This window comes from Rhodocytophaga aerolata (genome assembly GCF_030503435.1).
Classification (GTDB): domain Bacteria; phylum Bacteroidota; class Bacteroidia; order Cytophagales; family 172606-1; genus Rhodocytophaga; species Rhodocytophaga aerolata.
Map to the genome: position 1 here is coordinate 216,491 of NZ_JAUKPO010000004.1, position 22,229 is coordinate 238,719.

Genomic DNA, 22,229 nt, shown 5'->3' on the forward strand with positions numbered 1-22,229 from the left:
TGTACCTAAGGAGGTCTTCCGGTAAGATTGGCCGGCAAAGGCATAGTATGGCTCGGGTATGCAACCGGAAAGGCATACCGGGCCTGGGCTCTTTTCTGGTACCAACTCAGAAAAGCCGCCTGCAAAAAGGATTTTCGGTCCATCATCAAGAATGTTAAGTTTTGTTTCTACTTACTTTATACATAGCTATACCCAGTTATGTGTGCTGTTCAGAATAGGAAAAAAGAAATAAATAAAAAACCCGGAGGTATCAGTTTCCGGGTGACAGAGGAATATAAAAAAGAATGGGTATCTGTTAAGGAATTCTTTTATACATGTCTGCATCCGGAAGCATCATCGCCCACTTTCCGCCTCTGGAACCCAGAGGGAAAGCTTGCATAGGAGCTTGATGATATAAGTGAATGCGAAACATAAGAATCGTACAGTAAATTAGTTGCTTCACAAAGGTAAGGGGCCATCTGTAAGGTTTGCAAGAAATTCTTAAAATTTATTTTTTAACCTCCGGCCAGAAACAGCTCTGAGGTTGCTATTTATGGAAACTTGCCTGGTATGTTTTCTGAATAATGAAATTTTATCTAACTTAAGTGATAGTAAGTTTGATCCTCTATGACCACTCCCTTTTTTCAGCTAATGAAGATCCGCTGCTTGCCTGGTGTACCTTTTATATTCGCTTTTCTACTGGCTGGCTGTCAACCATCCAAGAAAGATACAAGCTCATCCGCTTTGCATTCTTTAGCCAGCTTTGAACTGGAACCTGGATTCAAAATAGAATTAGTGGCCAGTGAACCCCTTATTTCCGATCCCGTGGCGGTGGAAATAGATGAATTTGGCAGGCTGTATGTAGTAGAAATGCACGGCTACCCTCTGGATAAAAGTGGTACAGGAAATATAAAGCTGCTCTCCGATACGGACGGCGACGGCCAGATGGACCACAGCACTACTTTTGCCGATAAACTGACGCTTCCCACTGGAATTTTGCGATGGAAAAAAGGTATATTGGTTACTGATCCACCCCATGTTTTATATCTGGAAGACAGCAATAACGACGGCAAAGCTGATATCCGGAAAACTGTACTTTCTGGTTTCGCCGTATCTAATCCACAGCATAATGTCAATAATCCAATCCTGGGAATAGATAACTGGATCTACCTGGGTCATGAATCTGCGGTAACGGCAAAGGTATACACAGAAGAGTTTGGCGACCAAGGAAAAGAGATTACCTACCCCGGTCAACCTAATGCGCCTACCTTACCTCAGAATGCCCGTGGCCGCAGTGTACGCTTCCGGCCGGACTCCTACCAGTTGGAAATGACTTCCAGCAACACCCAATTCGGGCATTCGTTTGATGCCTGGGGCAACCACCTGTTAGTCACCAACTACAACCATATATTTCAGGAAGTATTTTCTGCACCTTACCTCAACCGGAATCCCGATCTGCTGGTATCCACTACAACTCAGTCTCTATCCGATCATGGAGATGCGGCAGAAGTTTTTCCTATCACACAGAATCCCCAGCATCAATTGCTAACAGATGTTGGTGTAATAACTTCAGCCTGCGGCATTACAGCCTACCTGGGCAATGCTTTTCCTACGGTGTATGATAGTGTAGTTTTTGTAGCGGAGCCAGTAAGTAATTTAATCCATGCTGACCGGATACATAGCAACGGGTCTAGTTTTACAGCCAGCCGCCTTAATCCTCAAAAAGAGTTTCTGGCTTCTACTGATGCCTGGTTCCGGCCGGTAAATATGTACATAGGGCCGGATGGCGCCCTGTATATAGTGGATTATTACCGCCAGATTATTGAACACCCGGAATGGATGGCAGACGACGTAGTTAAGTCCGGAGCTTTATACAATGGCACCGATAAAGGACGTATTTACCGTATTTCAACTACCGATGCTAAAGCTGCCAGCTGGACAAAAGGCCTTGCGTTAGGGAAAGCCACAAATGAGCAGTTGGTAGAGTATTTATCACATTCAAATATATGGTGGCGCAGAAATGCTCAGCGCTTATTGGTCGACCGTAATTCCAAAGCATCTGTACCTACGCTGGAGCAATTGGCGAAAAAAGGTAGTTCTCCGCTTGGCCGTTTACATGCCTTATGGACTCTGGAAGGAATGAAACAGCTTTCGCCTGATCTTATCCGGGTGGCCTTACAAGATTCTGTTCCAGGCATCCGGGAAAATGCCATTAAACTGGCTGAACTTCAGTTAGCTTCTACTCCTGTCCTAGCCCAGGACTTGCTTAATTTGCAGTCAGATTCAAATGCAAAAGTGCGGTATCAATTGCTTTGCACCTTGGGATTTATCGATAGTCCTCAAGCGGCCCTTGCCAGGCAAAAGCTATTGTTTGGAGATATTCAGGATGAATGGGTACAGATAGCCGCCCTCTCTGCAACATCATCTCAACAAAGTGGCTTACTGGAGGCCGTCTTGAAAAATTTTGACCCATCGAATGCAGCACATGCATCTTTAGTCAGCCGGTTAAGCGCCATGGCTGGGGCCAGTCAGCAACCAGAACAAATCCGGCAACTGATTCAGAAATCCATTACACCCTATGATAAAAAAGCAGCTACCTGGCAGGCATCCTTACTGGAAGGCCTGGCACAAGGCTTACAATCCAAAGAAATACAACCAGCGACCTGGAAACAAGAAATAAACCTGGTAAACCAGGCTTTTTTCCGGCATCCCTCTTTGCCAGTACGCAAAGCAATAGTTTCATTATTGAAAGTGACAGGTCTGCCGGAAGCAGCCATTGCTCAAACTTCCCTTCAGCAAGCCAGGAAAAAAGCTGAAGCTCATGGTTTACCGGCCGAAGAAAGAGCAGTATTTATCCAGTATCTGTCCCTGGGAAATCCCCAAGAACATAGTACTTTCCTGACTTCCTGTATTTCGCCGGCAGAACCATTACCTGTTCAACTGGCGGCTTTGGAAGCATTAAGCGTGGTTCCGGGTGAGTCAGTAAGCCAGTATTTGTTACAGCACTGGCCTTCCCTGACACCCGAATTGCGTGACCCGGCCATCACCACTTTTTTATCAGACCCTGAGCGGGTAAAGCTCCTGTTAGATGCTATTGAAAGAGGTCAGATTCAAGCGTCCGGCGTGGGCTGGCGCAGAAGTGTAAGCCTGATGTGGCATACCGATGAAACCTTGCGGAGCCGCGCCAGAATGCTGTTTACAAAAAATGACAAGCAGGAACAGGAAGTGATTCAACAGTATCAAACGGCTTTAACGCTGAAAGGAAATCCACAACCTGGGAAGCAAGTATTTGAGCAGAACTGTATGGTTTGCCATCAAATGGCTGGCGCAGGTACCGCTTTTGGACCCGATCTGGCTTCTATTAAAAACCGCCGTCCGGCATCTATCATGCAAGATATTCTGAATCCTAACCAGTCTATTGCCGATGGCTACGATCTATGGATGGTTGAACTAACAAACGGAGAGTCTTTGCAGGGAATTATTTCTTCAGAAACGCCTACAGCTATTACCCTGCGTACTACCGGAGGACAACAATCAACCATTGCCCGCCAAGCTATAAAAGAGATACAAGCCTTAAACATGTCTGCCATGCCTGCCGGGTTGGAAAAACAACTCAATCATCAACAAATGGCTGATCTGCTTGCCTATCTCAAACAACTAAAATAAATCATTCTCAAGCGGATACATTCTGACAAAGCTTATAAATTCCATAAATACCCAACTATTGACCTGCTAACTTTCTACCTTCATCTTTCCTAAATTTCTTGTTATGCGTCTATTTTTTACTTTTATCACACTTAGTTTTTTGCTATTGTCTACAAAAGGCATACATGCCCAGGCATTACCTCCGTTGGCCTGGCCACAGGGTAAACGCATGGCCCTTAGCCTTACCTTCGATGATGCCCGTATGAGCCAGGTAGAAAAAGGAACCGCCCTGCTTAATGAATATAAGGCAAAAGCTACTTTTTATGTGGTGCCCGCCACAGTAAAACAACGGCTGGAGAGCTGGAAGCAAGCTGTAGTCAGTGGCCATGAAATTGGCAACCATTCCCTGAATCATCCGTGTACCGGGAATTTTCCCTGGGCCAGACAAAAAGCTTTAGAAGACTATACGCTAGACAACATGCGAAATGAGTTGAGAGAAGCCAATCAGCAAATCAAGGATTTATTGGGGGTAACACCACAGGTTTTCGCCTATCCCTGCGGCCAGACCTTTGTTGGCAGAGGCAAAGATACTAAAAGTTATGTTCCGGTAATTGCTGAATTGTTTTCATCGGGCAGGTTATGGCTAAGCGAAGGTCCTAATGACCCCTTGTTCTGCGATATGGCTCAACTGACGGGTATGGAAATGGATGGTAAAAACTTCGACCAGATTAAGCCTTTGCTGGAAAAAGCCAAAGAAACCGGGCAATGGGTAGTATTAGCCGGCCACGAAATGAATGACTCGGGCGAGCAGACTACCCGGCTCTCCATGCTGAAAGACTTACTTGCCTACGCACAAGACCCGGCTAATGGTATATGGCTTGCTCCGGTAGGTACCGTAAGTGAGTATATCCAGAAGCAGAAAAAACCGGCAAAACCCTGAAAGCAGCCACAACACTCCCATTTTTGAGAAGTTAATGGATTCTTCTTTGATCGGACTGCTAATTATGGTATCACCCCATGTCTTGAAAACATGGTAAATTATAATATCAGATAGTAAAATTACCATTTTTATGGGCTAATTTTAGGGGAATTGAATGGTTATTGAGTTATTATATAAAGATACAGTTGTCTGTAGCCATTCCCTTTGTCAGTCTATCTAAATCAAATACGTTAAAAATGAAAGAAAAACAACAACCGACATCTCGCAGACAATTCCTGCGAACCAGCGCATTGGCAGCTGCCGGTAGCTTTTTTATTGTTCCGCGGCATGTATTAGGCAAAGGCTATATAGCCCCAAGTGATAAACTAAATATTGCAGGGATTGGTGTAGCAGGAAAAGGCTTCTCTGATGTAAATAATGCTTTTAATAAAGGAGCTAACAATATTGTGGCTTTGTGTGATGTAGACTGGAATCATGCCAAGGAGCAGTTTGCCAAACATCCCACGGCTAAAAAGTACAAAGATTTCCGGGAGATGCTGGATAAAGAAGGCAAGAACATAGATGCGGTAACTATTTCCACTGCCGACCATACCCATGCAGTGGCGACCCTGGCAGCAATGCAACTGGGAAAACATGTATATGTACAAAAGCCCTTAACGCACAATATTTATGAGGCCCGCATGATAACGGAAGCTGCCCGTAAATACAAAGTAGTAACCCAGATGGGCAACCAGGGTGCCTCTCATCCGCATCAGAATATTATGATTAAGTGGCAGAACGAAGGTATTATTGGTCCGGTACATACCGTGCATGTATGGACTAACCGCCCAGTGTGGCCGCAAGGCATACCAGTTCCTCAAGGAGGAGACCAGGTACCCGATACCTTAGACTGGAATCTCTGGATTGGACCTGCTACAAAGGTAGGGTACACCCCAGCTTACCATCCATTCAAGTGGCGTGGCTGGTGGAACTTTGGGACAGGCGCTTTAGGTGATATGGGTTGCCACCTGATTGATCCGCCTTTCCGGGTACTGGGCTTAGGATACCCTACGGAAGTAGAAGCAAGCGTAGGCTCTGTTTTCACCAAAGACTGGACGCCTGAATATATTCCGGAAGGTTGCCCTCCCTCCTCTCATGTGCAATTGAAGTTTCCGGCAACCAGCAAAAACAAGTCAGACGTGATAATGACCTGGTCTGATGGAGGTATACGGCCATTCCGTCCGGATGTAATTCCACCAGATGCAGAGCTGAGTGAACCAGGGGGAGCCAATGGAGTATATATGATCGGCACAAAGGGTGTGATTACCTGTGGTGCGTATGGCGCTAATCCCAAAATCTTCCTTAACTCTGGAAAAAGCCCGGAATCTAAAACAGAACCTATTAATGTGCCGGATCTGGAACACAATGTAGCCTGGCAGGAAGCTTGTAAGGCTGGCTTCAACAGCGACAAGCACAAAGCATTAACCTCCTCGTTTGATTACGCCGGACCTCTTACCGAGACAGTTTTAATGGGGAATCTGGCTATCCGCAGTTATGACCTCCGTACGCAAAGAGCCGATGGCAAAGGATTTAATTATCCTGGCCGCAAGAAATTGCTTTGGGATGGAAAGAACATGAAGATCACTAACTTTGAGGAAGCTAACCAGTTTGTGAAACGGGAATACGAAAACGGCTGGAAACTAGTGTAATTCTATTGATCGTACATTTTGTTCATAAAGGACCCAGTTTTGGGTCCTTTCTTATTTCATTTTAGTGTCATTTCGGTCAATGGTTGTATAGTTACTGGCTGAGTCCAGGCAGTTTCCAAGTCTCCTTCTTTGTATGGGTTTTCTTTGAATTTAGAAGAGATTACTTTGGCTCTGACAAACAAATGTTTCTTTGTTAATTTGAACATAGCCTTCTCTCCTTTTATTTCTTTCAGCAACACCCGTTTATCAGCTTCAGCTTTCCCAGCTTTTCTAGCACCCCAGAATTGAATCGTATAGGCTACTCCTTCCTGAGGGCTTACCTCTACCGAAAGTGTATTTTTTGAGAAGCTCACCTGGTTCAGTTCTACACCCGTGGAGGCATAAAAATCTCCCTTTTCCATCGACTCAATAATGGCAGAAGCTGTTAGTTCTCTGGCTTTTACCATAATCCACCCTCTTCCCGGGTTGCTTAAACTTATTTTGTATTCTAAATGATTGTGGGCATCATCGGTCGCCAGTCCGTAGAGCAGGGGCTTTCCTTGCTGGATATAATGTATTTGCAATTTGTCCCACAATTCTTCCATACCCATGGTTACGGAATCTCCATAATTGTGTACATGCGGATGCCCATTATATACTTCAAAAAACCGCTCTCCTTTCAACTCCAGCATATCTTCCAGTTTAACAGCCCATTCAAAATTCGGATGGTTAATGTGCGGAAACATGGGTTGCCCGGTTCTTTGCCGCTGAGCATACACCTGGTCTAAATTATTTTGCATAACCTCGGCTATGGAATTTCCACCCTTTGGCTGTATCACATCCTTCACATTAATGGCATTCATATGCACTGGTTTGCCTTTGTACCCATCTGAAATTTCTTCTGCCGGCATAATCAAAAACTTGCCTTTTTCCTCAAATAATGGAGCATATTCTTCAAATGTTTTGAGCTTCACCTCCATAAGCCCGGTAGAATCAGTTTTATAGGTTACCCAATCCTTTCCATACTTTTCCAGATACTCATTAAACCGCCGCTGACGGAAAGGATGGGCAGGAATCTGTTTCCACTTTTCTCCCTCTGCCAGCGTATTATGGTCGGATAGAGAGATAAACTGATAGCCATGGGATTTGTACCAGTGCATAATCATCTCCGGAAAATCATCTCCATCACTCCAGTAAGAATGAGTATGTGTATTACCCTTAAACCACTGATTGGTGGCCTGTTGAGCCACAACCGATTGGGTAATCAGAAATAAGAGCAGGCTAACTAATTTTTGCATTCAGCGGGAATGTATGGGAGCCATTTAGATTTTAACAAATATTTTTTGCCGGTATAAAATATATAAAAATACCCATACCAATGCCAGGGCACCCAGGGCTTCAAAAACTTTGTGCCAGGGCTCAGGCAATGGCGCATAGAGACCAGCAAACAACAGGTTGGACGTATGGTAGAAGTCAATAAAGCGGTAAGCCAGATAGATAGTCAGGGAGTTCATCCCAATAACTTTAAAAAAGAATGTCCACTTTTGGAACTTCCAGACATCAATTACTACATAAAATACGGCTAAGAAAGTAAAGGCCATTCCACCGGTGAGCAGAATAAAAGAGCTGCTCCAAAGATGTTTATTAATGGGAAAGTGCAAGCTCCATACTAAGCCCATACCCATACTTACAAAGCCAGCTCCCAGCAAGTACGCTACTTTCTTTCGATCAGGGAGTTCAGTCCGTAATACATCCCCGGCTATAGTTCCCAACACAGTAAGGCAAAGAGCCGGAAACTGTGTTAATAAGCCAAGCTCATCGTAGGTTTTTTGTAATAAGCGGCCTGGCAAAAAATTACGGTCTATCCAGCCTACTAGATTTCCCTCAAACGAAAGATTGCCTGCTCCATACCCAGGTACTGGAAGGAGATAGAGTGCAGCATAGTAGAGTAACAAAAGAGCTGCTACCCACCATAGCCGTTTTACCCAGGAGAAGTTCAAATAGAGCAATGTAGCAACAAAACAAGCAATCCCGATGCGCCCAAGCACACTGCCTAACCGGATCTGGGAGGGTTCAAAAAACGGTACCGGGGCATTTTTATCTAAAATTCCCAGAGCAATCAGAATAAGCATCCGTACAAAAACCTTGCGGTACAAATCAGCTTTACTCAATCCGGCTGCCAGTCCTTTGTTTAACGAAAAAGGAAGCGATACACCAGCAATAAAGAGAAAAAGCGGAAATATAAAATCATAAAAAGTAAAGCCATTCCAGGCAGGATGCGCCAGCTGCCTGGCTATCCAATCTATCCAGGGTAAACCGGTTTTATTCTCCAGCAAAACCAGAAAGGTGCCCCCACCAGAAATAAACAGCATATCAAATCCCCGGAGGGTGTCAATGGACAGAAGCCGCCCGGATTTTGTTGAAATCACCGGCGATACAGGTGTTTTTTCTAAGGTGTACATAGGCAGGTGCATTAGTGGCTGTCTCCAGACAAGTTACAGTTTATGCAGGTAAGCTGCTACAGTTTTCAATAAAAATATAGCAAACACCTATTGCCCTTCCGATACATAAAGGCTAGCAGGCTGGCGTTCATTTCAGCTTGATTAATTGCTGAATCTCTTTCCATACATAGCGGCAAATAGGCGCTTTGCCTCCACCAGGGCATTCTTCTATTATTTCTTCCTGATTTACGCCACCTATCTTTTCATAAAAACCTCTGGCCTGTGTATTTTGGGTATATACCCACAAGTATAAACCAGAATCCCCGTACGTTGAGTACACCCACTTTGCTGCTTGTTGAATTAATTGAGTGCCTATCCCCTGCCCTTTCTGTGGAAATAACACATGCAGATTGTCTACCAAGGCTCCCCACACCGGGTCTGCATGGGCATATACACAAACAAAACCAATGGCCTTGCCTTCTGCCTCTGCTAGCACCACATGTTGTGTTTCTTTGGGTTGTTCTAGGCGGCTTTGCCAGAGTTCCAGTCTGTTTTGTTGCACATGGTTATCCAGAAACTCGTCCAGTAAAATGCCCCGGTAATGCAGTTGCCAGCTTAAGGCATGTAAAGCAGCAATGTTTTCTGCATCCTGGGTAGTAGCTTTTCTAAAGTAGATCATATAAGCATAAAAAATGTTTATACCTCCTAAGAAAGGGCTTTTGGGTAATAATTCATACCATCGCGGCAGAATTTTGTCAGGAACGTGTATGGCATGATGGAGAAACACCTAGGGAGTTGCATTTGGAATATTTACCGTAATCTGAGTCATTTGCCCGTATACGCTATTCTTCCCTTCATTCTTTCTACCGTTTGTTTAACTATATATAATCCTAATCCTGATCCGTCGGTATTTTCGGTGGCCCAGTAAAACATTTCAAATACCCTGGATTTGTGATCATCTTTTATACCAATGCCGTTGTCGGTAAAAATAATTTCTGTGTTGTGAGGTGTTTTATGAAGAGTAATAGGCAAATAATGTTTGTCTGTATACGGATTCTGGTATTTAATAGCATTTGAAAGGATATTGTTGAACAGGATCTGTAAGCGGAACCAATCTCCAAAAAACGCTATTTCTTCAATGTTGATAGCTTGTTAGTAAACGCACTAAAAACCCCTTACTGCTTAGCCATTTGTTAGAAAATTAAACTACCCATTCTCTCTTAGTTCATATAATAAAGTAATCCTGTAGGGTATTTACTTTCATACCTTTCTCTGATACACTAAAACCCTGCTGAATCCCGGATTGACAGCTTGATCTATGCTGTATCATACAAATACGTGAATAGCTGAGGAAAACTATTTAAAAATGCAGGTAAAATTGTAAATTAGCCCCTTTCGTTCACGAAACTGAACAAACCCTCTATAATTTACTTTTGTATAAATTTTTGCCATTGCATGAATATTCCCACCCCCGAGATGCTGAAGGTATTGGAAACTGTACCTGATTTATATTTAATATTCTCTCCTGATTTTATTATCCTAAATGCCAGCAATGCTTACTTAGAGGCGACGCTGACGCAACGTAGCCAGCTTATTGGGCGGCATGTATTCGAGGTGTTTCCTGAAAATTTACATACTTCCACTCCTCTGGCTCCTAATCTGAGCGCTTCCGTTGAGCAAGCCCTGGCTACAAAAAAGCCTCATACAATGGCTGTTCAGCCTTACGATATACCGCATCCCACACAGGCAGGGGTATTTCTGGAACGTTACTGGTCTGTTGTAAATACCCCAGTGCTGGACGAAACAGGAGAAGTGGCCTACATCATTCAAAAAGTAAAAGATGTAACAGAAAGCGTAATCATACAAAAGCAATTGACTGATAGCCAGGAAAGAGAAAAAACAGCCATGGCTAAAATACAATCTCAGAATGAGTGGCTGGAGCGGTTATTCATGCAGGCACCGGCAGCCATTTCCATGTTACATGGGCCAGACCTTGTCTATACCTTTATCAACCCAGCCTACCAGAAATTATTTCCCGGGCGCGAATTATTGGGAAAAGCCCTGTTCAAGGCATTGCCAGAGATAAAAGGACGGGAGATTGAAAAAATTCTTTGGAACGTAATGGCAACAGGAGAAAGCTATTTTGGAACAGAAGTCAGGGTAGATATTGCCCGCCATGCTGGAGGCCCTCTGGAAGAAATGTATTTTACCTTTATCTACCAGGCACAGCGGGATGAGCAAGGAAAGGTAGATGGCATCGTGTGTTTTGCTTTTGAAGTAACCGAACTGGTCAATTCCCGCAAGAAGGTAGAAGAGAACCGCAAACAAGGGCAGTTGCTTAACCGGGAGCTGACTTCTACCAATGCAGATCTGGCATTCACCAATGAAGAATTACGGTCGGCTAATGAAAAATTATCTACTGCCCAGGAAGAATTATTGCAAACCCACCAGCAGTTAGAACGATTGACTATTGAGCTGGAGGAGCGTGTGGTTCAGCGCACAAAAGAGGCAAACGAGGCACAGGAGCTTGCACAAGCCCAGAAAGACCGCTTAGAACAGTTTTTTATGCAGGCGCCGGCAGCCATTTGTGTTCTGGATGGCCCTCAAATGGTTTTTGAGTTAGTAAACCCCTATTTCAGCGAACTTTTTTCCGGACGTCCGCTTCTGGGCAAGCCAGTATTAGAGGCTGTGGCAGAAATTGAGCAGCAACCCATCTACCAGATTCTTAGAAAAACCTATCAGTCTGGCGAAACCTATGATGGGAAGGAGGTTCATATTGCTTTTGCCAGAAAAGAAGGCGCACCCTTAGAAGACCGCTATTTTAATTTCATTTACAAACCCCGCCTTAATTCCTCCGGCAAGGTGGATGGCATTATGATATTTGCGTTTGAAGTTACCCAACAAGTGGAGGCGCGCAAAGCCGTCGAAACCAATGCTTACCAGCTTCGCCTCATCACAGATGCCCTTCCGGTGCTGATCGGCTATCTGGATAGAGAAGAAAAGTACCGCTTTGCCAACAAAGCCTATACCGCATGGTTCAATCAACAGCCGGAAGAATTACTGGGCCGGCCAGTGCGGGAGGTTGTGGGAGATAAAGCGTATATGGGTGTTAAAACCTACATTGACCGGGCTTTGGCCGGGGAACGATTGGATTTTGAGGCCCGTATGCCCTACCGGGATAATTTTGTAAAGCACATTCATACAAGTTATGTACCCGATATACGCGAAGGAGAAGTGGTGGGCTTTTTCACCCTTGTTGCCGACATTACGGAATCCGTAGAAAATATGCTCCGGATCGAACAACGGGAAATAGAAGCCCAAGCTCTGGCAGAAGAATTAGCGGAGGTGAATGCCCAGTTGCTTCGGATCAACTCCGATCTGGATACCTTTGTTTATACAGCCTCCCACGATTTAAAAGCACCTATTATTAATATTGAAGGCTTAATAAAAGCCCTGGTGCGCTACCTGTCTACAGAAACTTTGGGCAGAGAAAATGTACAGACTACTCTATCATTCATTCAACAGGCAATTGAACGGTTTAAACGTACCATTGCTAGCCTGACAGAAGTTGTAAAGCTACAGAAGGAAAGCAGCCAGTTGCCTACCAGGGTAAATCTGCAACAAATCATTTCTGAAATACAACTGGACCTTGCCCCCCAGATTTTGGAAGCACAAGCCAGTATTGAGGTACATGTGGATGCTTGCCCGGAAATAGAATTTGCAGAAAAAAACCTGCGGAGCATTGTGTATAACCTGCTTTCCAATGCCATTAAGTACCGGTCACCCGAGCGCACACCACATATCCATATCTATTGCCAGCCCACCGAACACTATTACCTGTTGACGGTAACAGACAATGGATTGGGTATGAACCTTTCAGCCGATCAACCGCTTTTTTCCATGTTCAAACGTTTCCACAACCATGTAGAAGGGTCGGGCATTGGTTTATATATGGTTAAGCGGATTGTGGAAAATGCCGGCGGAAAAGTAGACGTAGAAAGCAAAATAGATGAGGGATCTACATTCAAAATCTATTTTAAGCGGCCGTTTCCCTAATGCACACAGGCCTTATTCTACCTGAAAACATCCTCAAAATTGCTTCAAAATTAACCTCTACCTTTAAGTCCTATGAAAGTGCTGGTTATAGAAGACAATAAAACAATAGCCCATACGATTCAGGAATATCTCTCGGGGGAAGGATATATTTGCGAAGTAGGGTTTACCTATTTTGAGGCGGAAAACAAACTCATCTCCTTTCCCTACGACTGTGTGGTGTTAGACATTATGCTGCCCGATGGCAATGGCTTAGATATTCTGCGCTTTATCCGGGCCGAGAAAATTGAAACCAGTGTGTTAATTATTTCCGCCAAAAATGCCCTGGACGACAAAATTACCGGGCTGGATCTTGGTGCAGATGATTACCTGACCAAACCCTTTCATTTGCCAGAGTTGCATGCACGGCTCAAAGCCATTTACCGGCGGAAAAACCTTAAAGGTGATACCTCTATCACTTATCAGGAAATAAGCATTAACACAGATACCTTAGAGGTGCTGGTAAACGGCTCTCTGCTGGACCTGACAAAAAAAGAATATGACTTATTGCTGTATTTCCTGATCAACAAGAACCGGGTGCTTACCAGGCAGTCGATTGCCGAACATTTATGGGGAGATTATACCGACAACCTGGCCAACTTCGACTTTGTGTACCAGCATGTAAAAAATCTGCGAAAAAAAATAAGTGCTGCCGGTGGAAAAGAATACATTGGTACAGTCTACGGGCTGGGGTATAAATTCGACACCAGTATTGCTACCTGATCCATGAAATTAATTAACCAGTTTACGTTATGGTATCTATGTATTTCAGCCATTGTGCTACTGGCTGGCGGAATGATTGTGTTTTACAGTGTACAGCGGGAAATCATTGATGAAGAAGGCCGCCGCCTGAAAGACACTGTAAAGCTGATTGCCGGCTTGCTGGAAAAAGGCACAGAGATAGACGACATTGCCGGCCACCAGGTAATAATCCGGGAATTAGACCCAGCTGCTGCAGAAATACCCGTTCAAATTAAAGATACCCTTGCCTGGTTTGAACCTCATCAGCACTTTGAACGGGAACTGCGGGCATCGGCCTCCTACAAAATTAAAGACAAACATTATTTTATTGCCGCCTCCAACCTGGTAGCTGAATCCGACGAGATTCTGGATGGCGTGCTGCAGTCTATTGGTTGGATATTCGGGTTACTGCTGCTGGTGGTTGCCCTTTCTGGCCGCCTACTTTCCAAGGCTATCTTAACCCCTTTTCAGCATACTCTTTCAGCCATTCAAGCTTTTCATCTCAAACAAAAAGATCCTATACCGTTCACCACTACCCGTACAGATGAATTTAAAACCCTGAATACCTTTCTTGGAAAAATGACCACCAAAGCCCTGGAAGATTACCGGTCTCTTAAAGAATTTACAGAAAACGCTTCTCATGAGTTGCAAACGCCATTAGCCATTATGCGTGGAAAGCTGGAACTGCTACTCAACTCCCCCATTACCGATACGCAGGCACAACTTCTGGCAGATGCCCACCAGGCCGTTGACAAACTTTCACAGGTAAATAAATCCCTCACCTTGCTTGCCCGGCTGGAAAACCAGGAATTTGAAAGTTCTCAGGTAATAGACGTTAGCCAGCTAACCCTGGATACCCTCTCTACCTTCGCTGAGTTGATGGAGATGAAAAACCTGACCCTGAAAACTAAAATTGAAGCAGATGTATTTGTTCAACTCCATGCCGTACTGGCTTCTATCCTGCTCAACAACCTGATTAGTAATGCCATCAGGCACAACTCTACAGATGGATTCATTTATGTTACCCTTACCCCTGCTACCTTAATAATACAGAATACCGGAAATCCTCCGCAGTTGCCCACCCACCAGCTGTTTGAAAGGTTTAAAAAGAGTAACCAGAGCAACGATTCTATTGGCCTTGGGCTGGCTATCGTAAAGCAGATCTGTGACGTAAGCCGATTTCAGATTAAATATGTATATGCCGAAGAGTTACATACAGTAGAGCTAAATTTTAGCACAAAGCGGTAAAACTTCAAATTCTCTTCAAATTGTTAAACCAAATTTGTTGAGAACAGTTATTGAAAGAACATGCCGCACCCAGCTATAAAATCATTATCTATCATCGTTTTACTACTAATTTTTAGTAGTACTACCCTTGTATCAGCACAAACTAATACAACAGCCTTTTCTATTACCGGCACCCTACGGGATGAGCAAAAAGCACCGGTGCCTTTTGCCAATGTGGTACTCTTTCAGCAAAGTGATTCGGTTCAGGTTACTGGGGCCGTATCCGATGAGGCTGGCAAGTTTTCAATTAAGGCAAAACCAGGCAATTATTTTATCCGGGTATCTGTGCTTTCGTATGCCGACAAAAAAATTCCCAGAGTGGTGGTTGCCAATCAAGATGTTTCTTTAGGCACTGTTTCCATGAAATCCAGTGCAGAGCAACTGGATGAAGTGGTGATAAAAGGGCAAAAAAGCCAGATGGAAATGCAGCTGGATAAACGTGTATTTAATATTGCCCAGGACCTGAGTAATATTGGTGGGAATGCCGCCGAAATTCTGGATAATGTGCCTTCGGTAGCTGTGGATGTGGAAGGAAATGTAAGCCTGCGGGGCAGCCAGAATGTACGCATTCTCATAGATGGCAAGCCCTCTGGCCTGGCAGGTATCAGTAGCCCGGATGCCTTGCGCCAATTGCAAGGTAATCTGATTGAACGGATAGAAGTAATTACCAACCCATCGTCCAGATACGAAGCCGAAGGGGAAGTAGGCATTATCAATATTGTGCTGAAAAAGAATGTAAACCAGGGAGTAAATGGCTCTTTCACGTTAAATGCAGGGCACCCGGCCAATTATGGGGGTTCTTTTGACTTGAACTACCGCAAGAATAAGATAAATCTATTTGCAGGCTATGCGGTTAACTACCGGGCAACTCCTGGCAGAGGTTCTTCCTTTCAACAATTCTGGGGTACCACGGAACTAGGCCTGGATACCACCTTTTCTTATGCTGAAATTAATAAGCGGACCAGGGGAGGCATTTCGCATAATGTCCGCTTTGGAATGGATTATTACCTCAATGACCTGAATATTATTACCGGATCGGTGCTCTACCGCCGTTCGGATGGCCGCAATTCCGGCAGGTATCAGTTCGATGATTTTGACGGCAATGGAAACCTATTTCAAACGGTTTTACGCCGGGAGGAGGAACGTGAACCTGAAAATAACATTGAACTTTCCCTAGGCTACCGCAAAGAGTTTGCACAAAAAGGCCGCTCCCTTACAGCTGATTTTAAATGGATAGAAACCGACGAAACGGAACTTGCCGATTATGAAGAACAACGCCCGGAAGCACTCATTATTCAGCGCGCAAGCAATACCGAAGACGAACGCAACGTCATATTCCAGCTGGATTATGTGCATCCCTTCGGAGCAAAAGGCAAATGGGAAGCCGGGTTGCGTAGTGGGAACCGCCGGTTACAAAACGACTTTTTAGCCGAGCAACAAAACGAAGACGGAAACTTTGAGGTATATTCCGGACTCGACAATAATCTGATATATATGGAGAATATCCATGCAGCCTATCTGATGGCTGGGAATAAGTTTGGTAAGTTTTCTTTGCAGGCCGGTTTGCGGGGCGAACTTTCGGATATTACCACGCAGCTGCCGGAGGAAAATATTACAAACAACCGCCTATATTTTAACTTATTTCCAAGTGCCCATCTTTCCTATGAAATTAATAAAAACCGGTCTGTACAGCTGAGTTATAGTTACCGATTGAGCCGACCCGGATTCCGGGACCTGCTTCCCTTTTCTGGCTTTGGCAACACCCGGTCGCTAATGGTGGGCAATCCTATGTTAAACCCAGAATATACGCATTCGATGGAGGGAGGATATTTGCTTAACTGGGAAAATGGTTCCATTCTTTCCAGCGCCTACTACCGCCACCGTACCGGCGTTATTCAGCGGATCAGCATTGTGGATTCGGTAGGTTTCAGACGGATGTATCCGATCAACCTGTCTACACAGGATGCCTTCGGTCTGGAATTTAATGTATCGTATACCTTGCAAAACTGGTGGAGGCTGAATGGAAATTTAAATATCTTCCGGTCTATTACCAATGGCGAGTATGAAGGACAATCTCTATATGCGGATACCTACACATGGAACTCCCGGGTAACCTCCAAAATGACATTCTTTAAACAATACGATTTTCAGGCCGGCATTAATTACCGGGCTCCCAGAAATATTCCACAAGGCAGAGAACTATCCACCTATTCTGTCGACCTGGGCCTGACGCGTGATGTACTTAAAGGAAAAGGCACTCTTACCTTGAGTGTTCGTGATTTGCTTAATACACGCAAAAGACGGACAATTATTGATGAACCAGACCAGTATTCTAATTCTGTATTTCAGTGGAATGCACGGCAGTTGTTACTTACCTTTAATTACCGCCTGAACCGGAACAAGGAAAACAAAAACCGCAATAACCAGGAAAACTCTGAAAACGGCCCGGATGATGGAGATTTTTAATGACTATTGACGAATGTTGAATGATTATTTATATGAAAGCCTTAATAAACCGGGCTTAGGTAGTCCTAAGCCCGGTTTATTTTCGTCAATAGTCATTCATCATTAATCATTACTTCCTTGCTTTCGATCCGTTGCTAAAATACCGGTCGGCAAATTCCAGAAAGTATGGCCAGTTGGGGACTACCGTATGTCCGCCAGCATGTTGCCGGAAAGCAATATCTCCCTTCGTCAAGGTAGTTTCCTGGGGAGGAAATTTGTCAGTTTCCAGGCCTTTCTCCCCTAGCAGTTCATATACCGGACTGGCATGTACTGCGGCCAGAAACATACCTTTGGCATCTATCCAGTTGCCTTCTACAGCAGGCGAACCTACACTGATAAATACAGGGCGTGGTGCACATACAGCTACTAAATGGTGGGCATCCACTGGCAGATCATTGGGTGTTAAGGGCCCGGCATATTTAATAAAATTTGGAGCAAACCAGTGATACTCTCCGGAAGCGGCCAGGTTTTCTACTTGCTCGCCAAACGTGCGGCGCAAAATTTTAGCCCCGCCAGCCCCCGAAGAACCTATAAATCCCATAGCTATGCGTGGTTCATAGGCCATTGCCACAATTGCCGCTTTGCCGTAGCGGGAAAGTCCTTCGATTACTATGCGTTTCGGATCTACTTCTTCGTCTGTTTCAAAATAATCTATAGCCCGGCTGGCTCCCCATGCCCATGCCCGCAAAGTTCCCCAGTCATCGGCTTTTCTGGGTTGACCTTTGTTTACTAATCCAATAATACCTTCCTTTAAGCCTGCACCATTATCTGCCTGAAAACTGGTAGGAATCAGTATAGCATACCCCCACCCTTTGGCTAATACCTGCTGTTGCCAGGGAGTGCCTTCTACCGGAGGTCTGTTCATGCCAGGAGGAAAATTCCAGCCGAACTCCACCATCACCGGTACTGGTGCCCCAGGTGAAGCTGGCGTAGTGAGTGTTAGTTGGATGGCTACCTGTATTGCCGGATAGGACGAATTATCTACATGACCCAGTAACTTTTTTTCTTTTGCCGGGTAGGTGCTAATCATCGTGTCTTTCTGGCTTACTACTTCCCAGGTAACCTTGGGTATATTGGAAGGCAAGCGGCCATACATTTCCCTGGAAAAATCTTCCATAATTTCAAATTTGCGTTTCTCCCAGGCTTTTGGCGATTTTACTTTGGTTCCATCTTTGAAAACCAGCGGATCGGGTAAACTGGTATAGGTGGTGGCTTTTGACTCATCGGCATTAGCCGCATTGGGAGCCTGCGGATTACCAGATGGGCCAGGACGCAAGGCCGAAATATTCAGCAGCTTCATCATCGCCTGATGATCTTCATTGTTCAGCCGGTTGATACTATCCCGTGCTTGTTGCGACATCTGGGCATAACCCTGCATCGTGAGCAAAAGGTAGAAGAAACAAAAGTAAATCGTTTTTCTCATGTAGGTAGGTTGGGTAAAATACTAGGTACGCATGCTTGTAGGTATTACTTCAAATCGGCTAGTCAACGAAAATAAGAAAGTTACTCTGGAAATGCATACATTGGCTGGGATAAATAATTCCGGCAACTTTGCTTTGTAATCTTTCTGTTATACCTGTAGATATGCTTACTAAACTCTCTTGTGTAGCTGTCCTGTTCTGCTTCGTATGGATTAACGGCTTTACTCAATCAACCAGTGTTCGCCCGGCAAATCAGGTTAAAGCTACTCAGCTGAAACCTTTTGGCAGGTATATTTTTAACGCCAGCCAGGAACTGGAATTAATCAGCTCGGCAGCACAGGTAGGTTTCCGTTTTGAAGGCCGGGAATGTAAACTCTATGTCACTACTCCTAGCGGACACAACTATTTGCAATACGAACTGGATGGGGTGTACCAGAAAAGAATCCGTATAGATTCACAGGGAAAAGAACCCATAGTGATCACCGCTTCTTCTTCCGGCAAACATACTATCTGGTTGTATAAAGCTACCGAAGCACATACCGGCCCTGTTATTATCCGGCAAGTAGAAGCTGACAATATTCAGCCTGTTGAGCGGCCAGCGGCTCCATTGATAGAGTTTATCGGGAACAGCATTACCTGTGGGGCAGCAGCTGATCCATCGGAAGTACCTTGTGGCACTGGCCAGTACCACGATCAGCACAATGCCTATAAGGCGTATGGGCCAAGGCTTGCCCGGATGTTGGGAGTAAACTATATGCTCAGCAGTGTTAGTGGAATTGGCGTATACCGCAACTGGAACAGCGATGGCCCTGCCATGCCACAGGTGTATGAGAAAACAGATTTCCAGGCTAATAATCCTCAACAATGGGATTTTAAAACGTACTCTCCGAACATAGTCAGCATTGCCTTAGGCACGAATGACTTCAGCAAAGGGGATGGTAAGAAAGCCCGTCTTCCCTTCGACAGCACCCAATTTATTGGGGAATATATAAAGTTTATCAGTTTAGTGAAAACTAAATACCCAAATGTTCAGATAGCTTTGTTAAGCAGCGCCATGCTTACCGGCAAAACAAGAGAAATGTTACAAAATTGCCTTCTAAGCATTAAAGCCAGCATAGACCGGCAGTATCCACAAGATAAGCCTGTGGCCTTGTTCTTTTTTGAGCCTATGCAAGCCAGAGGTTGTACCGGTCACCCCAATGTGGAAGACCATGCTATTCTTGCTAAGCAACTGCTTCCGTTTTTTGAAAAACTGATCCGGTAACGCTCAATTATCAATTTGGCTTTGTGTGTTGCCGGCATTTGTTAAGTGTTTATATTCATGTTTACTAAAGCTATGCAAAAAACTTCCCGACTGGCTAGTGTCTTTTCAGCAGCTATAAAAAAGTACCTGCGCGAAATTGTGTATGGCGGAGTTGATGGCAGCATTACTACCTTTGCCGTAGTAGCTGGGGCAGCCGGAGCGAATATGGAATCTTCTATCATTATTATTCTGGGAATGGCCAACCTGCTTGCCGATGGTTTTTCTATGTCCGTAGGCAGCTACTTATCTGCTTCTTCAGAAAAAGATAATTATCTAAAAACGCAAAAAGCCGCTTATAGCAAAATCAGGACAACACCAGCTACGGAAGTAGAAAAGATCAGAGAAATTTACCAGGCAAAAGGATTTACCGGAACTTCTTTAGACGAGATTGTACACACCATTACCGCAGATACGACTCGCTGGGTTGATACTTTGCTAAAGGAAGACCTGAGGATAATGCCCGAAAACAAATCTCCGTTAGCCATGGGCCTGGCTACTTATATTTCTTTTCTTTGCCTGGGTTTTATCCCCCTGTTCATTTACATCATAGACTTTGTGTACCCCATCCACCAAAACTTATTTCTTATTGCCATTCTGCTTACGTTGCTGGCATTTATTGCCATTGGCTGGCTAAAGAGTTATGTTACTCAAACATCCAGGGTCAAAGGTATTGCAGGAACAGTTCTCCTGGGCATTTCTGCGGCACTTGTGGCTTTTCTGGCAGGTGTGTTTTTAGAACGCCTGGTTTCGGGCAGCTAATGTCAGCCAGCAATGCAATACACTACATCACCCTGTTGGCCAGCTTGACTGAATAGCTTCCCCCTTTCTGGAAAAATTTCTTACCAGAATGCCTGTTTACCCGATACTCGTATAAGTCTGCTTTTTATTAATTTTCTTCAGCCGCTGCACTACTTCCAGCGAATAAAGCAGGAAGCCTAGCGGAATAAATACTTCTTTGTACTCGGTAACGTCAAACAAGCGCACGAAGGCATCGCCATACACGATAAACAACACCTGAGAAATTGTGTATAGTATAAGCAAGGCCACAACAAAAGCGGCGTTGCTACGCATCCGGATATACAGCCAGGCATAATAGGCCAGTATAAAAAATGTTACAAAGAAGGCCAACTGAGTAAACAGGATATTCCACATGTCGTAGTTATAGGCTACAAAAATAGCACTGGCAAACAGAATAAACCGGCTTGGGATAAATACTGACAGTAAATGACGCTTATTAATCAGCTGGAAGTTTTCGTGTATAAACGGGAGCAGGATAAGGAAAACAAACGAGGCAAAGTAAAATGCATTTTCCAGAGGATTGGTGTAGAAATTATGGAGGTTCAACTCATTCTGCCGGTTGTCTTTAAAGGAGTCTGGTGTGTCAATATGAAGCACCCGCTGGAACCAGGATATTTCCTCCATTCCCATAATAAAAAAGCCGAAGGCAAATACCGCAGCCAGTAGCAGATACCATTTATGGGGATTCCATTGTTTGCTTAATAAAACCATCGTATACATAAATAGCCCAAAACTGATAAAATAAAACAAAGCAGACAACAGTTCAACGGGCTGATCTTCACTTCCCAGGGTACTAAAGCCAACCGGGTCTACCAAAAACAGCGTGAGAAAAAACAAGGAACTGAGCAGAATGATCCCCATCACCAGTTTAGTAAATACTCTGGTGAAAACAGTGTCCGTGCCATTAGATTCAATATCAGAGCTACCTAACGTCCGAGGCATGGCCATAGTACCGCTCTGGTGTAACTGCGTAATGCTGCCTACTATAAACAAGCCACTGCACAAAAGGAGGATGGTACGTAAAAAAGCCAGACTGTCCAGCACTGGTTTCCTCTCCAGAATTAGCTTAGAAATTAACTTTTTCCAGAAAGGCGCATTGTCTCTTTCCCGCACCAGCATGGTATAATCAATGGGATTGTATATTGCATCAATGGTTACCACAATAATGAGTAAGACCACTGATAAGGCAAGCAAAAGAAGAGCTCTTACGTAGGTTTTGTGGGTAGCAGATTCTACTTTTTCTCTTGTTAATTTTAAGTAATCAATTTCCATACGGTGAATAGGTTTAGAGGGATGGGTTATTATGTGCCTATGTGAAACCAGATTCGATACCTAGAATACAACCTGCACCTGGGAGAACTACCTAGGTAAAGGACTTATTCTAAGAAAAGTAGAGCGGTACATATAAGC

General features: G+C 44.4%; 17 protein-coding genes. 10 read left to right on the top strand and 7 right to left on the bottom strand.

The annotated features are described in order from the left end of the window. Window positions 1–5: 5 nt before the first annotated feature. Complete coding sequence (locus Q0590_RS09735; RefSeq protein ID WP_302037332.1) at window positions 6–146, bottom strand: hypothetical protein; 141 nt, start codon at window positions 144–146, stop codon at window positions 6–8. 52 nt (window positions 147–198) lie between these two features. Here Q0590_RS09735 and Q0590_RS09740 point away from each other — a divergent pair, with 52 nt between their 5' ends. From Q0590_RS09740 to Q0590_RS09755, 4 genes are all read left to right on the top strand, one after another. Next, entirely contained in the window at window positions 199–381 is a 183-nt protein-coding gene (locus Q0590_RS09740; RefSeq protein WP_302037333.1) for a hypothetical protein, read from the top strand. Window positions 382–606: 225 nt separating this feature from the next. Then, entirely contained in the window at window positions 607–3,645 is a 3,039-nt protein-coding gene (locus tag Q0590_RS09745) for a PVC-type heme-binding CxxCH protein (RefSeq protein ID WP_302037334.1), read from the top strand. 103 nt (window positions 3,646–3,748) lie between these two features. Further along, window positions 3,749–4,564, top strand: a complete 816-nt coding sequence (locus Q0590_RS09750) for a polysaccharide deacetylase family protein (RefSeq protein WP_302037335.1) — start codon at window positions 3,749–3,751, stop codon at window positions 4,562–4,564. A 236-nt stretch (window positions 4,565–4,800) separates the two neighbouring features. Beyond that, a complete protein-coding gene (locus Q0590_RS09755) occupies window positions 4,801–6,252 on the top strand; it encodes a Gfo/Idh/MocA family protein (RefSeq protein WP_302037336.1) in 1,452 nt (483 codons plus the stop codon). 56 nt (window positions 6,253–6,308) lie between these two features. On the opposite strand, the gene Q0590_RS09760 is transcribed toward Q0590_RS09755, so the two are convergent. From Q0590_RS09760 to Q0590_RS09775, 4 genes are all read right to left on the bottom strand, one after another. Then, a complete protein-coding gene (locus Q0590_RS09760; protein ID WP_302037337.1) occupies window positions 6,309–7,529 on the bottom strand; it encodes a CehA/McbA family metallohydrolase domain-containing protein in 1,221 nt (406 codons plus the stop codon). 24 nt (window positions 7,530–7,553) lie between these two features. Further along, window positions 7,554–8,693 (bottom strand): acyltransferase family protein, encoded by a 1,140-nt coding sequence (locus Q0590_RS09765; RefSeq protein WP_302037338.1) that lies wholly within the window; start codon window positions 8,691–8,693, stop codon window positions 7,554–7,556. Between the two features lie 127 nt (window positions 8,694–8,820). Further along, entirely contained in the window at window positions 8,821–9,351 is a 531-nt protein-coding gene (locus tag Q0590_RS09770; protein WP_302037339.1) for a GNAT family N-acetyltransferase, read from the bottom strand. A 146-nt stretch (window positions 9,352–9,497) separates the two neighbouring features. After that, complete coding sequence (locus tag Q0590_RS09775; protein WP_366970409.1) at window positions 9,498–9,818, bottom strand: sensor histidine kinase; 321 nt, start codon at window positions 9,816–9,818, stop codon at window positions 9,498–9,500. Between the two features lie 309 nt (window positions 9,819–10,127). Here Q0590_RS09775 and Q0590_RS09780 point away from each other — a divergent pair, with 309 nt between their 5' ends. The 4 genes from Q0590_RS09780 to Q0590_RS09795 all read left to right on the top strand — a co-directional run bounded on the left by Q0590_RS09780 (window position 10,128) and on the right by Q0590_RS09795 (window position 17,258). Continuing rightward, on the top strand, window positions 10,128–12,728 hold the full coding sequence (locus Q0590_RS09780) for a PAS domain-containing protein (RefSeq protein WP_302037340.1): 2,601 nt from the start codon (window positions 10,128–10,130) through the stop codon (window positions 12,726–12,728). 72 nt (window positions 12,729–12,800) lie between these two features. After that, window positions 12,801–13,487: a response regulator transcription factor gene (locus tag Q0590_RS09785; RefSeq protein ID WP_302037341.1), complete on the top strand. Its 687-nt coding sequence runs from the start codon at window positions 12,801–12,803 to the stop codon at window positions 13,485–13,487. A gap of 3 nt (window positions 13,488–13,490) precedes the next feature. Continuing rightward, on the top strand, window positions 13,491–14,753 hold the full coding sequence (locus tag Q0590_RS09790) for a sensor histidine kinase (protein ID WP_302037342.1): 1,263 nt from the start codon (window positions 13,491–13,493) through the stop codon (window positions 14,751–14,753). A gap of 60 nt (window positions 14,754–14,813) precedes the next feature. Continuing rightward, window positions 14,814–17,258, top strand: coding sequence for a TonB-dependent receptor (locus Q0590_RS09795; protein WP_302037343.1), 2,445 nt, complete (start codon window positions 14,814–14,816; stop codon window positions 17,256–17,258). A gap of 109 nt (window positions 17,259–17,367) precedes the next feature. On the opposite strand, the gene Q0590_RS09800 is transcribed toward Q0590_RS09795, so the two are convergent. Further along, the gene (locus tag Q0590_RS09800; protein ID WP_302037344.1) at window positions 17,368–18,720 is read right to left on the bottom strand and encodes a glucuronyl esterase domain-containing protein; all 1,353 of its coding nucleotides are present in this window, start codon (window positions 18,718–18,720) and stop codon (window positions 17,368–17,370) included. 161 nt (window positions 18,721–18,881) lie between these two features. Here Q0590_RS09800 and Q0590_RS09805 point away from each other — a divergent pair, with 161 nt between their 5' ends. After that, the gene (locus tag Q0590_RS09805; RefSeq protein WP_302037345.1) at window positions 18,882–19,982 is read left to right on the top strand and encodes an SGNH/GDSL hydrolase family protein; all 1,101 of its coding nucleotides are present in this window, start codon (window positions 18,882–18,884) and stop codon (window positions 19,980–19,982) included. 72 nt (window positions 19,983–20,054) lie between these two features. Continuing rightward, window positions 20,055–20,780 carry a VIT1/CCC1 transporter family protein gene (locus Q0590_RS09810; protein WP_302037346.1) on the top strand — a complete coding sequence of 242 codons (726 nt, stop codon included), beginning with the start codon at window positions 20,055–20,057 and terminating at the stop codon, window positions 20,778–20,780. 96 nt (window positions 20,781–20,876) lie between these two features. Here Q0590_RS09810 and Q0590_RS09815 read toward each other — a convergent pair whose 3' ends face one another. Then, window positions 20,877–22,091 (bottom strand): hypothetical protein, encoded by a 1,215-nt coding sequence (locus Q0590_RS09815; protein WP_302037347.1) that lies wholly within the window; start codon window positions 22,089–22,091, stop codon window positions 20,877–20,879. Window positions 22,092–22,229: the final 138 nt, after the last annotated feature.

Bases quoted from the DNA above. Each gene is read 5' to 3' on its own strand.
- Q0590_RS09815 (WP_302037347.1), bottom strand. From the start codon at position 22,091: ATGGAAATTGATTACTTAAAATTAACAAGAGAAAAAGTAGAATCTGCT.
- Q0590_RS09745 (WP_302037334.1), top strand. From the start codon at position 607: ATGACCACTCCCTTTTTTCAGCTAATGAAGATCCGCTGCTTGCCTGGT.
- Q0590_RS09760 (WP_302037337.1), bottom strand. From the start codon at position 7,529: ATGCAAAAATTAGTTAGCCTGCTCTTATTTCTGATTACCCAATCGGTT.
- Q0590_RS09750 (WP_302037335.1), top strand. From the start codon at position 3,749: ATGCGTCTATTTTTTACTTTTATCACACTTAGTTTTTTGCTATTGTCT.
- Q0590_RS09755 (WP_302037336.1), top strand. From the start codon at position 4,801: ATGAAAGAAAAACAACAACCGACATCTCGCAGACAATTCCTGCGAACC.
- Q0590_RS09805 (WP_302037345.1), top strand. From the start codon at position 18,882: ATGCTTACTAAACTCTCTTGTGTAGCTGTCCTGTTCTGCTTCGTATGG.
- Q0590_RS09810 (WP_302037346.1), top strand. From the start codon at position 20,055: ATGCAAAAAACTTCCCGACTGGCTAGTGTCTTTTCAGCAGCTATAAAA.
- Q0590_RS09790 (WP_302037342.1), top strand. From the start codon at position 13,491: ATGAAATTAATTAACCAGTTTACGTTATGGTATCTATGTATTTCAGCC.
- Q0590_RS09765 (WP_302037338.1), bottom strand. From the start codon at position 8,693: ATGTACACCTTAGAAAAAACACCTGTATCGCCGGTGATTTCAACAAAA.
- Q0590_RS09780 (WP_302037340.1), top strand. From the start codon at position 10,128: ATGAATATTCCCACCCCCGAGATGCTGAAGGTATTGGAAACTGTACCT.
- Q0590_RS09800 (WP_302037344.1), bottom strand. From the start codon at position 18,720: ATGAGAAAAACGATTTACTTTTGTTTCTTCTACCTTTTGCTCACGATG.
- Q0590_RS09740 (WP_302037333.1), top strand. From the start codon at position 199: ATGTGTGCTGTTCAGAATAGGAAAAAAGAAATAAATAAAAAACCCGGA.
- Q0590_RS09785 (WP_302037341.1), top strand. From the start codon at position 12,801: ATGAAAGTGCTGGTTATAGAAGACAATAAAACAATAGCCCATACGATT.
- Q0590_RS09795 (WP_302037343.1), top strand. From the start codon at position 14,814: ATGCCGCACCCAGCTATAAAATCATTATCTATCATCGTTTTACTACTA.
- Q0590_RS09770 (WP_302037339.1), bottom strand. From the start codon at position 9,351: ATGATCTACTTTAGAAAAGCTACTACCCAGGATGCAGAAAACATTGCT.
- Q0590_RS09735 (WP_302037332.1), bottom strand. From the start codon at position 146: ATGATGGACCGAAAATCCTTTTTGCAGGCGGCTTTTCTGAGTTGGTAC.